General features: G+C 41.5%; 13 protein-coding genes. 10 read left to right on the top strand and 3 right to left on the bottom strand.

Translation table 11 applies throughout. The features are described from left to right. Positions 1 to 64 precede the first annotated feature (64 nt). Positions 65 to 634: an alkyl hydroperoxide reductase subunit C gene (ahpC, locus tag LP316_RS13955; RefSeq protein WP_193021753.1), complete on the bottom strand. Its 570-nt coding sequence runs from the start codon at positions 632 to 634 to the stop codon at positions 65 to 67. Positions 635 to 938: 304 nt separating this feature from the next. Between ahpC and LP316_RS13950 the strand changes: the two genes are divergently transcribed. Both LP316_RS13950 and LP316_RS13945 read left to right on the top strand, forming a co-directional pair. After that, on the top strand, positions 939 to 2,405 hold the full coding sequence (locus LP316_RS13950; protein ID WP_193021752.1) for a methyl-accepting chemotaxis protein: 1,467 nt from the start codon (positions 939 to 941) through the stop codon (positions 2,403 to 2,405). Further along, the gene (locus LP316_RS13945) at positions 2,371 to 2,922 is read left to right on the top strand and encodes a DUF6436 domain-containing protein (RefSeq protein ID WP_193021751.1); all 552 of its coding nucleotides are present in this window, start codon (positions 2,371 to 2,373) and stop codon (positions 2,920 to 2,922) included. Before LP316_RS13950 ends, LP316_RS13945 begins: the two co-directional genes overlap by 35 nt. A gap of 78 nt (positions 2,923 to 3,000) precedes the next feature. Here LP316_RS13945 and yegS read toward each other — a convergent pair whose 3' ends face one another. Further along, a complete protein-coding gene (gene yegS / locus LP316_RS13940) occupies positions 3,001 to 3,903 on the bottom strand; it encodes a lipid kinase YegS (RefSeq protein WP_193021750.1) in 903 nt (300 codons plus the stop codon). A gap of 207 nt (positions 3,904 to 4,110) precedes the next feature. Between yegS and LP316_RS13935 the strand changes: the two genes are divergently transcribed. The 7 genes from LP316_RS13935 (at position 4,111) to LP316_RS13905 (ending at position 12,998) form a co-directional block, all read left to right on the top strand. Next, entirely contained in the window at positions 4,111 to 5,058 is a 948-nt protein-coding gene (locus LP316_RS13935) for a hypothetical protein (protein WP_193021749.1), read from the top strand. A gap of 358 nt (positions 5,059 to 5,416) precedes the next feature. Then, complete coding sequence (locus LP316_RS13930) at positions 5,417 to 7,528, top strand: ABC transporter permease subunit (RefSeq protein ID WP_193023911.1); 2,112 nt, start codon at positions 5,417 to 5,419, stop codon at positions 7,526 to 7,528. 23 nt (positions 7,529 to 7,551) lie between these two features. Further along, complete coding sequence (pstA, locus tag LP316_RS13925; protein ID WP_193023910.1) at positions 7,552 to 9,192, top strand: phosphate ABC transporter permease PstA; 1,641 nt, start codon at positions 7,552 to 7,554, stop codon at positions 9,190 to 9,192. Between the two features lie 89 nt (positions 9,193 to 9,281). Beyond that, a complete protein-coding gene (gene pstB, locus LP316_RS13920) occupies positions 9,282 to 10,106 on the top strand; it encodes a phosphate ABC transporter ATP-binding protein PstB (RefSeq protein WP_193021748.1) in 825 nt (274 codons plus the stop codon). A gap of 23 nt (positions 10,107 to 10,129) precedes the next feature. Beyond that, positions 10,130 to 10,831 (top strand): phosphate signaling complex protein PhoU, encoded by a 702-nt coding sequence (gene phoU / locus LP316_RS13915; protein WP_193021747.1) that lies wholly within the window; start codon positions 10,130 to 10,132, stop codon positions 10,829 to 10,831. 212 nt (positions 10,832 to 11,043) lie between these two features. Next, on the top strand, positions 11,044 to 11,724 hold the full coding sequence (locus LP316_RS13910) for a TIGR00153 family protein (RefSeq protein WP_193021746.1): 681 nt from the start codon (positions 11,044 to 11,046) through the stop codon (positions 11,722 to 11,724). 8 nt (positions 11,725 to 11,732) lie between these two features. Continuing rightward, positions 11,733 to 12,998, top strand: a complete 1,266-nt coding sequence (locus LP316_RS13905) for an inorganic phosphate transporter (RefSeq protein ID WP_193021745.1) — start codon at positions 11,733 to 11,735, stop codon at positions 12,996 to 12,998. Positions 12,999 to 13,073: 75 nt separating this feature from the next. On the opposite strand, the gene LP316_RS13900 is transcribed toward LP316_RS13905, so the two are convergent. Continuing rightward, positions 13,074 to 13,355, bottom strand: coding sequence for a peptidylprolyl isomerase (locus tag LP316_RS13900; RefSeq protein WP_193021744.1), 282 nt, complete (start codon positions 13,353 to 13,355; stop codon positions 13,074 to 13,076). 184 nt (positions 13,356 to 13,539) lie between these two features. On the opposite strand from LP316_RS13900, the gene LP316_RS13895 reads away from it, so the two are divergent. Further along, positions 13,540 to 14,433 (top strand): hydrogen peroxide-inducible genes activator, encoded by an 894-nt coding sequence (locus LP316_RS13895; RefSeq protein WP_226960751.1) that lies wholly within the window; start codon positions 13,540 to 13,542, stop codon positions 14,431 to 14,433. The last annotated feature ends 10 nt before the right edge of the window (positions 14,434 to 14,443 follow it).

Genomic DNA, 14,443 nt, shown 5'->3' with positions numbered 1-14,443 from the left:
TAACAATTATTGATGCACTGAATCTATGTTAGCGGTGCAATTTGGTCTTTAGGCTAGTGCTCGTTTAGATTTTACCTACTAAATCTAATGATGGTGCCAATGTTTCTTCACCTGGTGTCCATTTAGCTGGACATACTTCGCCATCGTGCTCTGCAACGTATTGTGCCGCTTGGATTTTGCGAACTAATTCGCTTGCGCTGCGGCCGATACCTAAGTCGTGAACTTCACTTACTTTGATTTCGCCTTCTGGGTTAATCACAAACGTACCGCGAAGTGCTAATCCGTCTTCTTCGATCATGACACCAAAGTCACGTGTGATTTTGCCTGTCGGGTCACCGATCATTGGGAATTTGATTTTGCCAATGGTGTCTGAAGTGTCGTGCCATGCTTTGTGTGTAAAGTGAGTATCTGTTGATACAGAGTACACTTCAACGCCCATTGCTTGTAATTGTTCGTAGTGGTCAGCCATGTCACCTAATTCTGTTGGACAAACGAAAGTGAAGTCAGCTGGGTAGAAGAATACAACAGACCATTTACCTAGTAAGTCTTGCTCTGAAACTTCAACAAAATCACCGTTGTGAAATGCTGTTGCGTTAAAAGGATTGATCTTTGTATTGATTAATGAAGTAGTCATCTTATATCTCCAAATATTTTTGTTTTGAAAAACTGTGTTGTTGTTTACGGGATTAATAGTAAATAAGTTTTATTGATTCTTAAAATTGGTTGTTTAGATTGTTGTAATCGGTTTTTTAGATTGAATGATTTGTGTTTTACAACTAACAGCAAAGTTTGTTCAAAAACAATATTTTGAGCTACGCTTAATGAGTGTGTGATTGATATCATGTAAGGATACACAATAGCGATTGCTGCTTCGGCAGGTTATTGAAAACATAGATGTTTACCGCGCTTCATGTATTTACACCTGGTGGTAATAAAAAATGACAAAAACTAATAAATTGTTTTTCTACCTGCTGATCGCATTGTTTGTAGAAAGTGTTGCTTTGGCAACGGCTTATGATACCTACACTGAGGCTTTTGTAATTGGTATTCCGACACTGGCCATAGGATTGTATTTCCTCCATCAAATGCCAAACGCAATGCTGACCAAGCACGTGGTAGCACTGTCTTTAATTGTCTTTGCGTGTTTGCATATACATCAGATGAATGGCTTGATAGAAATACATTTTGAGCTGTTTATTGCTCTTGCTTTACTTATTATGTTTCGCGATTGGCGTGTATACATTTCAGCGGTAGGCTTAATTGCTGTGCATCATCTAAGTTTTTATTTCATGCAAACAAGTGGTTATGGCGTTTATGTGTTTGAAAAGCAGAATTTAGTCTTTACTACGGTTATTGTGCATGCCGTTTATGCAATCGTTGAAGCGTGTATCGCTGGTTACATTGCAAAAACGATTTATGAAGAGGGGCTTGTCGGCGAGGAACTCAGTAAAGTAACCCGAGCGCTAACCAATGATCCTGAGTCGATAGACTTAAAACTTCGAGCTAAACAACGAGAAAGTGATATTTTAGCTGGCTTTAATCGCTTCCTAAGCTTGATTGACCAAGTCGTTGGTGAGGTAAAACAACAGTCAGAGCATTTAAAAGCGTGCACGCTTGGCCTTGTTGGTAATAAAGATGATTTAGAGTATTCCGCCAAGGCCAAAGAAGATGAGATCCATGCGATCGCGAGCTCGGCTGAGCAAATGGCGCAAACCGTCGCTTCTATTGCTCAAGATACCGTGAATTTAAGCGAGCAAATGGCTGAAGCAAACCAGTTTACCCAAGATAGCGCTGCGAACATGAACGCTATGGTTGAGATGAATAACCAATTAATTGCGGCGCTGCAATCAACTAGTGGTGAGATAAGTGAGTTGGCAAACTCGGTTGATAGCATTACACAAGTGTTATCGGAAATCACCAGTATTGCCGACCAAACTAATTTACTCGCCCTAAACGCTGCTATTGAAGCAGCGCGTGCTGGCGAACAGGGTAGGGGCTTCGCAGTGGTTGCCGATGAAGTAAGAACGCTAGCTAATCGAACCAAAGAAAGTACCGACAAAATCAATGATACTTTACAACTCTTGGTGACATACTCAAGTGGCTCAACCAAGTCGATGGAAAGTTGTTTAGCCTCTGTTGATCGCATAAATGAAGCAACGGTGGATGCTAATCAAAAAATCGAACAAGCCTCTGAGCTTGTCGCTATGTCCAATACCATAGCGACAACGGTTGCTGCCGCTGTGGAACAGCAGGCGACAACAACACAGGGGATAGCTCAAAGTAGTGAAAACTTAAGAGTCACCATGGATAAGGACATCGAAAAAGTTGCATGTATGTCTGAAAGTACTAAATCTGTGGAGTCATCAACCAATGCTTTGGTTAAAACAGTGGCGAACTTCAAGTAGTTCGCCAGGCTTAGTTCACTATTTGTTAGTCGTTATCTGGCTTGCTGGGGTTTTATTAGCTGGCTATTATTTTGCTACCCAACGATTGGTAGAGTTTGACGCCACAGGTCGGCTTGATAAGTTCAGTACTAGTGAATTTGCCGGTGCACTTTCTCTCAGTGAAATTAATGCCAAGGCTACTCGAGGTAAGGTCTATCATTTTGTCGAACCCAATTGTCGGTGCAATGTTTTTAGTAAGCAACACGTTGATCGACTGTCGGTGTTAGCCCAAGCAGAAAACTTTGAGATTGTCGTGGTTTCAGGCCAAGAGCGATTGCCTGATTTTGTGACTTCAACCCCTGCAACGTTAGTGTTGGGTGAGCAAAATGAATTGGTTTACTTTGGCCCATATGCACAAGGGGCGTTTTGTAATCAAGCCAGTGACGTAGTGGAGCTTGCCATTGAAAATTATCAAAAAGGCTACAACGCACGGTTGGTTAACTCGAAAGCTCAGGGGTGCTATTGCCAACGAACTTAGACTGTCAATGAAGGTTGCACTTGAAAAGTGTAGTAATCAACTGGCTACCAGTGCTAACTAATAGCCAGGCTAATAAGCTTAGTTGTTTTTCGATAGTAATGGGCAATCATCAGGTAACACGAGGTTGATTGCTTTTTCGTGTACTTTAAATTCAATATCATTCGTGCTTATTGGTTCACCGTCTAGGTTAATAGGGATCGCAACTTCTGATTTCCAACTTGCTGTGCTAACTTGTACGCGTTCAATAAACTTACCTGAACCTGTCGGATTTTGAATTTCAGATAGTACTTGTGGCACGTCTTCTGGTGCAAAGTGGCTAAACGATACGATATCCATTAAGCCATCGTCAATAACTGCTGCAGGCGCAAGTACTTGGCCGCCACCTGCTTGTCTTCCATTACATATAGCTGCAACGATAATATTGCGGCTCGCGTCTTGATCTGGCAGTGAAAAAGTCCCTTTAAAAGGTTCGAATTTTAATGCCTGTACTAAGCCTGAAATGGTATAAGCACCACCGCCTAAGAAATTCTTCAAAGCGACAGGGGTGTTAGTTGTTACTTGCGCGCCAAAACCACAACTTGCGACATTTAAAAAGAAGTCATCGCCTGCTTGAATACTATCTACAGGGTAGCTGTTACCTGTTAAGGCTAACTTTAATGCTTTGAGTAAATTACTAGGGATTTTACAAGCACTGGCAAAATCATTGGCAGTGCCCAGTGGCATAATCGCCAGTTCTGGTTTCTTATCGGCAGGGTGTTTCATTAAAGCGTTGGTTAGTTCATTGACTGTACCATCGCCGCCGCCAGCAACGATGCGCTCGCAGTTGTCGTTTATTGCTTCATTTACGAAACGCGTTGCGTCGCCGCCTTCAAAGGTTACACGTACTTCAATGTCTCCATGTGCGCGCGCCGCAAAGATTGCCTCTCTTACTTCATCTAATATCGCTTTTTTACCATTTAAAATGACTCGAATTTTACTCATGCGGCCTCCGCTCAATGTTCTCTGCTCTGATACCTATTTCATTAAATAGTTAGTCAACTCGGTATTACTACTTGATTAATTGACCTTGAAACTCTTTAATCAAGTTAACTGTTTCGAACTAATTTATAATAGTTTCATTATCAATGTTATGTATTAAGTGTGATGAATTGTTATCAAATTGTAGCTACCGCATATGAATGATGTTAAATGAAATCAACTAAGATTAAACAATACGCAACCCGCTATTTATGGTATTGCGCTTTATTAGCTAGTTCACCGAGCTACGCGGTTGGTGAAATGTTGATCAATAAAGTGATGCAAAGTGATTTTATTTTTGATCGCAACATTTCAAATGTTCCATTTTTACCCATTGGCTATTTGCAGTACACCAAACAAAATCAGGTGACAATAGAAAACCGATGTGAAATCGAACTCAACTGCCAATTTAATTATCAGTCTATTTCACAAGGTTTCGGCTTGCCTGTATATGTTGATAAAAAGTATATGATTATTTTGGGGCAGACAATTGAATCAAACCACGTTGAAACAGCGTTTGAAAATTATCGGATTGACACCGTTGGCTTATTAGCTGCTGTTGTTGCGCAACCAAGTGTCGAGTGGCAAGTTGGCGCGTTTTATTATGGTTATCGGGGGATCGGTGGTGATCACGACTTTAATCAGCCAAGAGAAAGTGTTGTCGGTGCCGTTGGTCGTTATCGTCACTCGGCAAGGTTTCACAGTTATTGGGGCGCGGTGTCATATAATACAACGGCTGAACGCATCGTAATGCCTTATATAGGTTTTGATTGGTTTATCGACCAACAATGGAGTATTGGGGGCGTGATGCCATGGCCAGTAGTGGCTTTTGCACCAAATAAAAATAACGTATTTAAGGTGGGCGGCTTTGTTAACGGTGCTGAATGGCAATTGCCTGATGACAATAATATCACTGGCCAAACGATCGACGTTGATTTTGGTCAAGCTAACTTAGGTATTGCCTATGAGCGAAGAATACGCAATCAATTTTGGGGCGAATTTATGATCGGCCATAGTGGCTTTGGTGCGGTCAAATTGACTGATAGCGGCTTATCTACAGATTCTCATATTGATGGCGCCCCCTTTATTCGCTTTTCCTTATTTTACCGACCTGAATAGGTAACGAGCTTGTCGTTCAATGGTTGTTGGTAAAAACTTCTACGTTCCTGCAAAAAAGACAACTTATTTTAAATATGACAACACCTGTATGGTTACTGTTTTTAATTAACTTTTTGATTTGTATGGTTTTAGTTGTTTTTTGACGTTGTTGTTAACTCGAGTTTGTTAGTTTTTGTCACAAAACTGTCACATTTCTGACTTATACTGCGCGGCAAGTTAAATTAGCCCACATTTATAGGTTGTTTGAGTGACGACATTGTCGAAATCAACTGACTACCGTCAGGTGAAAAATAAGCTAGCGCAGTACTTCATCACATTAGGTGGTGTGAGTGTTCTGTTTACATTGATTCTAATCTTTATGTACTTACTCTATGTTATTAAGCCGATCTTTGAATCAGCTAACATCGAGTCAGTTTCTTCGGTTGCTTTATCTAATCAATCACCAGCAGTTGTCGTTGGCGTTGATGAGTTAAAAGAAGTGACATATGAAATTACTGAGCAAGGCGAGGTAATTTTTTATCAATTATCACAAAGCGCTTTTCGCGAGCAAGGATCAGAAATTTCACGTGAATTACTTATTGATGATGCTGATATCACGCTAGTTGCGCACGGTAATAATGGCCAAGTCGTTTTAGTTGACGAGCTTAATCAAGTCAACGTAGTGCAAGCTAAATTCACATCAAAGTACCTACCAGAAGGCAGGGATATTGCACCGCGAGTAGAATATCCGCTAGGTGAAGAAAGTATTCTTATTGATGAAGAAGAGCACGCCTTAACTAAATTAGCGTTTGCAATGAACGATGAAAAGGCAGTATTCGTTGGCTTTACTCAAGATGCACGCCTGATTAAAACGACGTTGATTGCTGAGGATGATTTTAGTTACGATCCAGAGTTTGAAGCGGTTTATCAAACTATTGAGACTGAATTTACTACTGTTGACCAAATCGCTGTTACACCTGATTTAGCTATGGCATTTGTTCGCAGTGGTAACGATGTTGCCGTTTATGAGTTAGATGATGAGTACTCGGTGGAGCAAAAAGCCTTATTTACCCCGTTTTTAGATGGCGACTTAACGTCAATGTCGTTGTTATCAGGCGGTAGTTCGGTGCTATTTGGTTCAAGCTTAGGTGTTGTTAGCCAATGGTTTGAGGTGGCAACTGATAACGGTCGTCAATTCCAAGAAATTCGTCAGTTTGAAGTGAGCGATAGCGAGCCAGTTGTTAGCATCCACACGGAACAATTTCGCAAGAGCTTTTACACGTTTACACCGAGTGGTGAAATGGGCGCGTTCTACACAACATCTGAAGCCGATTTATGGCGTGGTCAGCCATTAGCGCAATTGCCGCAAGGTTTTGCTATTGCCCCTCGCGCCGATGGGTTAATGATGATTGACAATGCTCAAGCCAAGCTGTTTTCAGTTGAAAACGAGCACCCAGAAGTAACGTGGTCGGCACTTTGGCAAGAAGTATGGTATGAAGGTTACCCTGAACCAGACTACATTTGGCAGTCAACGTCTGGCTCTGATGATTTTGAAGCGAAATTCTCATTAGTGCCAATTTCATTTGGTACCATGAAAGCGGCACTTTACGCGATGTTATTTGCTGTCCCTATCGCGTTAGCAGCCGCTATCTACACCGCTTACTTTATGCCGCCAGTGTTGCGTAAAAAAGTAAAACCTACCATTGAATTGATGGAAGCATTACCTACCGTTATCTTAGGCTTCTTGGCCGGTCTTTGGTTAGCGCCAATTATTGAAGATTACTTACCTGCGGTGGCTTTATTACTTATTTTCTTGCCTCTGAGCACCATGGCCGCGGCGTTTACTTGGCACAAACTGCCCCGCGAGTGGAAAGCGCGCTTACCTGAAGCTTGGGCTCCTGTCATTTTATTGCCGATTATTCTAGTAGCGGGTATGGCGGCGTTTGGACTATCACCAACGGTGGAAGAAGCCTACTTCGGCGGCGATATGCGTCAGTTCATTACTAATGATTTAGGTATTGATTTCGACCAACGTAACGCATTAGTCGTTGGTATTGCCATGGGTTTTGCCGTTATCCCAACGATTTTCTCAATGGCAGAAGATGCAATCTTCTCTGTACCTAAGCACTTAACTAGTGGCTCACTGGCGCTTGGTGCAACTCAGTGGCAAACGCTGGTTAAAGTGGTGCTGTTAACAGCGAGTCCAGGTATTTTCTCTGCGGTAATGATGGGCTTAGGTCGCGCTGTTGGTGAAACTATGATCGTGTTAATGGCCACCGGTAATACCCCAGTAGTTGATTGGAGTATCTTCCAAGGTATGCGTACCTTATCGGCTAATATTGCGGTTGAAATGCCTGAATCAGAAGTGGGTAGTTCGCACTACCGAATCTTGTTCTTGGCGGCATTTGTGTTATTCGTATTCACCTTTGTCTTTAACACCTTAGCTGAGTTTGTTCGTCAACGCCTCAGAGAAAAATACAGCTCGTTATAGAGTATTGGTAAGGAAGTATTATTATCATGAATAATTGGTTTAGATCAGGTTCACCTTGGGTGTGGATGTCAGCGGCCGGTGTTACTGTGAGTTTAATCTCGGTGGTGGGCTTGTTGTTACTTATCGCATCAAACGGTTTATCGTACTTTTGGCCGTCGCAATTGCATCAGTTCGATATGGCAGATAGCTACGGTAAAGAAAGCCGCGTCATTGGTGAAATTTACGACCGCGAGCGTATTCCGGTTAAACAACTTAACAATATTAACTTTGACATCGACCCTAACCAAGAAACGGTAGAGCGATTGTTAATTAAAACCGGTAACCGTGAATTAGTGAGCTTAGATTTCCGTTGGATTTTAATGCCACACGTGACTAAACAATCACAACCTGAAGAGTTAGTGGTTATTGAACGTCGCTCAAACGGTAATTTCTATGGTTACATTGAACAGGTCATTTTAGATGGCAAGTCGGTTGATATTTCGGAGCTTGATGAGTTACTCGAGCGTGTAAACAATTTCCAAAAAGAAATTAGTAACCTACAAAAAACTGATATTGGCGCAATTAACTATCAATTAGAGCGCTTGCGTCTTAAAACACGTAAACACGAACTAGACGATACGTTAACTGAAGCAGTTAAAGCTGATATTTCAGCCCAAGAACAAGCGCTTAAAGACGAATATGTTGAGCTAGAAGCAAACTTAATGGCACTTCGTGAGAAAGTGTCTCGCGATAAGTTAATGGTTCGCTCAATGGGCGGTGAGCTCGTTGAGATCAACTTTGAGACTATCTTAGAAGTTACCTACAACAATAAACTAGGCTTTGGAAGCAAGGTTGCAACCTTCTTAGGCAATATCGCAGGCTTTATTGGTGATGAGCCACGTGAAGCTAACACCGAAGGTGGTGTATTCCCGGCAATTTTCGGTACGGTATTAATGGTATTGTTGATGACGGTTATTGTGTCACCGTTTGGTGTGATTGCCGCGATTTACTTACACGAATACGCGGGTAAAAATGCTTTAACTAAATTACTTCGCATTGCGGTCATTAACTTAGCGGGTGTACCTTCAATTGTTTACGGTGTATTTGGCTTAGGTTTCTTTGTTTACATGGTAGGTGGTAGCTTAGATCAGTTGTTCTACCCAGAAACACTGCCAAGCCCAACATTTGGTACACCAGGCGTTTTATGGTCGGCGATTACCTTAGCAATCCTTACCTTACCTGTGGTTATTGTATCGACAGAAGAAGGTTTAGCGCGTATTCCTGCGTCAATGCGTCACGGCTCACTAGCTTTAGGTGCAACTAAAGCGGAAACGCTATGGCGAATTATTTTACCAATCGCTAGCCCTGCGATTATGACAGGTATCATTTTAGCGATTGCTCGTGCAGCCGGCGAAGTAGCACCATTAATGCTTGTGGGTGTAGTAAAAATGGCACCGACATTACCACTAGATGGCAACTTCCCATTCTTGCATTTGGATAGAAAGTTCATGCACTTAGGTTTCCACATTTACGATGTTGGTTTCCAAAGTCCAAACGTCGAAGCTGCGCGTCCATTAGTTTACGCAACGGCGTTGCTACTGGTAACGATTATCGTAGCACTAAATATGACAGCGGTTTCGATTCGCAACCGTTTAAGAGAAAAATACCGCGCACTAGAGCACTAATACCGTAGAGCGTAACAGCTAAGCACTAGTGACAAACAATTTAATTGCATAGCTCAGGTAATGCCTGAGCGCAAAAAGAAAGAGTAATTATGATTACAGTAAACCCAGATTTAATTTCAAGCGAACAAGATAAATTAGACCTTAATAATTTATCTCAAGAGCAAAAGGCCTTAGACATTAAGAACTTGAATCTTTACTACGGTGAGAAGCAAGCGCTTAACAATATTTCTATGGCGATCCCTAAAGGACAAGTAACAGCATTTATCGGGCCTAGTGGTTGTGGTAAATCAACGCTTTTACGTTGTATTAACCGCATGAATGACTTGGTTGATACGTGTCGTATAGAAGGTGAAATTAACCTACACGGTGAGAACATCTATAATAAACATGTTGATGTTGCGATGTTACGCCGTAAAGTTGGTATGGTATTCCAGCGACCAAACCCATTTCCAAAGAGCATTTATGAAAATGTGGTTTACGGTTTGCGTATTATGGGTGAAAACAACCGTCGTGTGTTAGACGAAGCGTGTGAGCGTTCATTGCGCAGTGCAGCTTTGTGGAATGAGGTAAAAGACCGTTTGCACGATAGTGCATTAGGTTTATCAGGCGGTCAGCAACAACGTCTTGTTATCGCGCGTGCTATTGCGATTCAGCCTGAAGTTTTATTACTTGATGAACCAACATCGGCACTTGATCCAATCTCAACGTTAACAATTGAAGAGCTGATCAACGATCTTAAGAAAGAATTTACCGTTGTTATCGTTACGCATAACATGCAACAAGCAGCACGTGTTTCAGACCAAACTGCCTTTATGTATATGGGCGATTTAATTGAATACAGCGATACCAACACGCTATTTACAACACCGTCGAAAAAGAAAACCGAAGATTACATCACTGGTCGTTACGGTTAATAGGAGTTAATAAGATGGTACCTATGGATAATTTAAATATTGGCCGCCATATTTCAGGTCAATTTAATGAAGATTTAGAAAATGTCATCAACCATGTTATGCACATGGGTGGCTTAGTTGAAAAGCAACTTGGTGATTCATTAAAAGCAGTCTACGAAAATGACCGTGAACTCGCACAAAAAGTGTTATCAAGCGATTATAAAATCAATAACCTAGAAGTGAGTATTGATGATGAATGTACGCGCATTATTGCTAAGCGTCAGCCTGCGGCCGGTGATTTGCGCTTAATAATGGCGGTGATCAAAACGATTGCAGATTTAGAGCGCATTGGCGATGAAGCGGAAAAGATTGCTCAAGTAGCGTTAGAAAGCTTTGATAGCAAACAACAAGACTTGTTAATGAGTTTAGATAATCTTGGCCGAAGTGTACTTTCATTGCTGCAAGACACATTAGATGCCTTCACCCGTATGGATGTAGAAGCGGCAATTAAATCTCACAAAGCCGATAAAAATATCGACCGTAACTACGATGCCTTAATGCGTCAGTTAATGACGTACATGATGGAAGATCCGCGATCAATTCCATCAGTGATGACAGCAATGTGGGCTGCGCGTTCAATTGAGCGCATTGGCGACCGTTGCCAAAATATTTGCGAATACATTATCTACTTCGTAAAAGGCAAAGTGGTACGTCACACCAATGCTGACGACATGTCACAACTCTAATCACATCAATTATTTGATATTTTTACTTAACACTGTAGTAGTAAATATGCTGTTGCAATTTTACTACTATGGTGCTTTAGTTGTTAGGTTAAAAAGTAATCAGTAAAATGTGATCTTAATGCGGTTTTATACGATTTAGGCTTGCAACAGTGCTCAGATCAGGTAATATCCGCGCCGAAGTAAAACGAAGACATTTGTCTATAGGAAACTTTATGTCTGGAAATTCAATCCTAGGTGTATTTGCAAAATCACCAATAAAACCGCTAGAAAAGCACATTCGTGTGGCAACAAAAGCGGGTCGTAGGTTAGTTCCATTTTTTGCGGCAGCAGAAGAACAAAACTGGGAATTAGCAGAAAAAGAGCGTGCTCAAATTTCTAAATTAGAAAAAGAAGCCGATACAATAAAACGCCAAATTCGCGTGGACTTACCTGGTGGCTTATTTATGCCAGTAGATCGTGCTGATTTACTTGCTTTATTAACTGAGCAAGACAAGATTGCGAATAAAGCAAAAGATATTGCCGGTCGCGTTCTTGGTCGTAAATTAGATGTACCAGCAGAACTAAAAGCAAAATTTAATACATACTTAAGTCGTTGTTTAGATGCGACTGAAAAGGCAGCGGATGCGATTAACGAGTTAGATGACTTGTTAGAAACAGGTTTTAAAGGTCGTGAGGTTGATATCGTCAACAACATGATCCAACAACTTGATGTTATTGAAGATGACACGGACACAATGCAAATTGAATTACGTGCTGATTTATTAGCATTAGAAAACGAGTTAAATCCAGTTGATGTAATGTTTTTATACCAGATCATCGAGTGGGTTGGTGAACTTGCCGATCAAGCTGAGCGCGTTGGTGCTCGTCTTGAAATCATGTTGGCTAGAAAATAGGTTAATCGATGGAAATTTTAGTAAATTACGGTGACACGCTCATCATCCTAGCAGCCCTCGTTGGCTTTTTTATGGCTTGGGGTATTGGTGCCAATGACGTAGCAAATGCTATGGGGACATCGGTTGGCTCTAAAGCGTTAACCATTAAACAAGCTATTATCATAGCGATGATCTTCGAATTTGCCGGTGCATACCTAGCAGGTGGTGAGGTTACTTCAACCATTCGCAAAGGTATTATCGATGCAAGTTATTTTGTTGATATTCCTGAGCAACTTGTCTTTGGTATGATTGCCGCGCTATTTGCCGCTGCAACTTGGTTATTGATTGCCTCTGCGTTAGGCTGGCCGGTATCAACTACGCACTCGATTGTTGGTGCGATTATCGGCTTCGCGGCAATTGGTGTGAGTACAGATACCGTAGCGTGGGGTAAAGTTGGTGGTATCGTTGGTAGCTGGATTGTTACACCGCTTATTTCAGGTGTTATTGCTTACTTAATCTTTAACAGTGCACAAAAGTTAATTTTTGATACAGACAACCCATACAAGCAAGCGCGTCGTTACGTACCCGTGTACATGTTTATGGCGGGTTTTGTTTTATCACTGGTAACGATTAAGAAAGGTTTAAAGCACATCGGTTTAGAGCTGGGCACAATGGAAGGTTACATGTGGGCCGTTGGTGTTGCCTTACTTGTAGCGATAGCTGGTAAAGTGTTCATCGCTCGCATTAAGTTTGACGAATCGGCTGAGAAGAAACACCACTATGCGAATGTTGAAAAAGTATTCGCGGTATTAATGGTTGTTACAGCATGTTGTATGGCATTTGCTCACGGTTCTAACGATGTAGCAAACGCGATTGGCCCATTAGCTGCGGTTGAAGGTATCGTATCTAACAATGGTGAAATTGCCAAGAAAACAGCATTAGCATGGTGGATTTTACCACTAGGTGGTTTAGGTATTGTTGCTGGTCTTGCATTATTCGGTCACCGCGTAATGGCGACAATCGGTAAAGGTATCACTCACTTAACGCCTAGCCGTGGTTTCGCCGCTGAACTAGCTGCAGCGTGTACGGTTGTTATTGCATCAGGTACTGGTTTACCTATTTCAACAACACAAACATTAGTTGGTGCGGTATTAGGTGTAGGTATGGCGCGCGGTATCGCTGCAATCAACCTAGGTGTTGTCCGTAATATCGTGATTTCATGGGTAATCACGTTGCCAGCAGGTGCCGGTATGTCGATTATCTTCTTCTGGGCGTTAAACGCGTACTTTGCGTAATCTATAAACCTAGAAAGTTTTAATAAAAAAGCCAATCTTTAGATTGGCTTTTTTATTGCGTTTGCTCCAAAGAAGCTATTCGCTTCGCGCGGTTACTTCGATTAAATGATAACCAAACTGTGTTTTTACCGGCCCTTGAACCGTGTTTAAAGGCGCACTAAAAACAACATCTTCAAATTCTTTTACCATTTGGCCTTTGCCAAAAGAGCCTAATGCGCCACCTTGCATCTTAGATGGGCAAAGCGAATGTTGCTTTGCAACTTCAGCAAAGTCCTCTCCGCTCTCTATCGCGCTTTTTAGTTCAAGGCATTGTGCCTCGGTGTCAACTAGAATGTGTCTTGCTGATGCTCTTACCATTGTTACTACCTTACTTCTTAATGGGTAAATGTCGACCCAATATACTGAATACTCCCTAGCTCTATCAACTGTTTTATCGCAATAATGTGTTTATTCTGATAATACTTTTTATTCTAATATATTGTTATTTATAGTATTACTCTATAATGAATTAAAAGTTAATTATTGATAGGTTTAATAGATTATGGAGTTACCCAGCTTAAAGCATTTGTCTTATTTAGTGGCACTGCACCAACACCAGCACTTTCACCGCGCTGCTAGTGCGTGTTTTATCAGTCAATCAACACTCAGTAGTGCCATATTGAAGCTCGAAGAGCAGCTAAACTGTCAGTTATTAGAGCGAGATCATAAGACCTTTAGTTTTACCGTAACCGGTGAAGAAGTTGTTCGTCAGGCAAAGCAATTGATTGTTCAGGCAACCGAGCTAAAACAGTTTGCTCAATATCAGGGCAAAATTGGCTGTGGTTCAGTAACCATTGGTTGTATTCCCACCGTTGCACCATACCTTTTGAGTAGTGTGAGCAAGGCCTGCCAGGTTGAATTACCTAATTTGGAATTATTTCTCATCGAAGACACTACCGAAAACTTATTACTGAAATTAGCTGATGGTTCGATAGATATTGCGCTGCTTGCTTTGCCTGTTACTGGCCATAACTTTCGCACTAAAGTGTTAGGACAAGATCCTTTTTATATTGCGGGAGAACAGCGTCTAGTTGACCGATTCTTAGAGACCCAAGATTATCAGCAGGTGCCAGAGGCCAGTGTATTTTTGTTGAGCAAAGAGCACTGTTTAACCGAGCATGCGCTTTCAGCGTGTCGCTTAGGTGATCAAAGTCGAATTCATAAATTTTCTTCTTCTAGTTTGGCGACACTAGTTGAAATGACAGCTTTTCACCAAGGTTTTACCTTTTTACCTAAAATGGCCGTTGATCAAGGTGTTGGTACTTTACAAGGGCTGACGATCAAACCGTTACCTGATGATATGTATCGCGATATTGGCATGTTATGGCGTGACACTTCATTGCGAACTTCTACCTATTTAAAGTTTGGTGAGGTCGTTGCTAGTTGTCTGGCCTAAAAATAATTTA

The organism is Thalassotalea sp. LPB0316, from assembly GCF_014898095.1.
Lineage (GTDB): Bacteria > Pseudomonadota > Gammaproteobacteria > Enterobacterales > Alteromonadaceae > Thalassotalea_G.
The sequence above is the reverse complement of the archived record's forward strand: the minus strand, read 5'-3'. Positions and strand labels throughout refer to the sequence as shown.

Coding starts and splice junctions, on each gene's coding strand:
- phoU (WP_193021747.1), top strand. CDS start 10,130: ATGGATAATTTAAATATTGGCCGCCATATTTCAGGTCAATTTAATGAA.
- yegS (WP_193021750.1), bottom strand. CDS start 3,903: ATGAGTAAAATTCGAGTCATTTTAAATGGTAAAAAAGCGATATTAGAT.
- LP316_RS13910 (WP_193021746.1), top strand. CDS start 11,044: ATGTCTGGAAATTCAATCCTAGGTGTATTTGCAAAATCACCAATAAAA.
- LP316_RS13950 (WP_193021752.1), top strand. CDS start 939: ATGACAAAAACTAATAAATTGTTTTTCTACCTGCTGATCGCATTGTTT.
- LP316_RS13900 (WP_193021744.1), bottom strand. CDS start 13,355: ATGGTAAGAGCATCAGCAAGACACATTCTAGTTGACACCGAGGCACAA.
- ahpC (WP_193021753.1), bottom strand. CDS start 634: ATGACTACTTCATTAATCAATACAAAGATCAATCCTTTTAACGCAACA.
- LP316_RS13930 (WP_193023911.1), top strand. CDS start 5,417: ATGTACTTACTCTATGTTATTAAGCCGATCTTTGAATCAGCTAACATC.
- pstB (WP_193021748.1), top strand. CDS start 9,282: ATGATTACAGTAAACCCAGATTTAATTTCAAGCGAACAAGATAAATTA.
- LP316_RS13895 (WP_226960751.1), top strand. CDS start 13,540: ATGGAGTTACCCAGCTTAAAGCATTTGTCTTATTTAGTGGCACTGCAC.
- LP316_RS13945 (WP_193021751.1), top strand. CDS start 2,371: ATGCTTTGGTTAAAACAGTGGCGAACTTCAAGTAGTTCGCCAGGCTTA.
- LP316_RS13905 (WP_193021745.1), top strand. CDS start 11,733: ATGGAAATTTTAGTAAATTACGGTGACACGCTCATCATCCTAGCAGCC.
- LP316_RS13935 (WP_193021749.1), top strand. CDS start 4,111: ATGAAATCAACTAAGATTAAACAATACGCAACCCGCTATTTATGGTAT.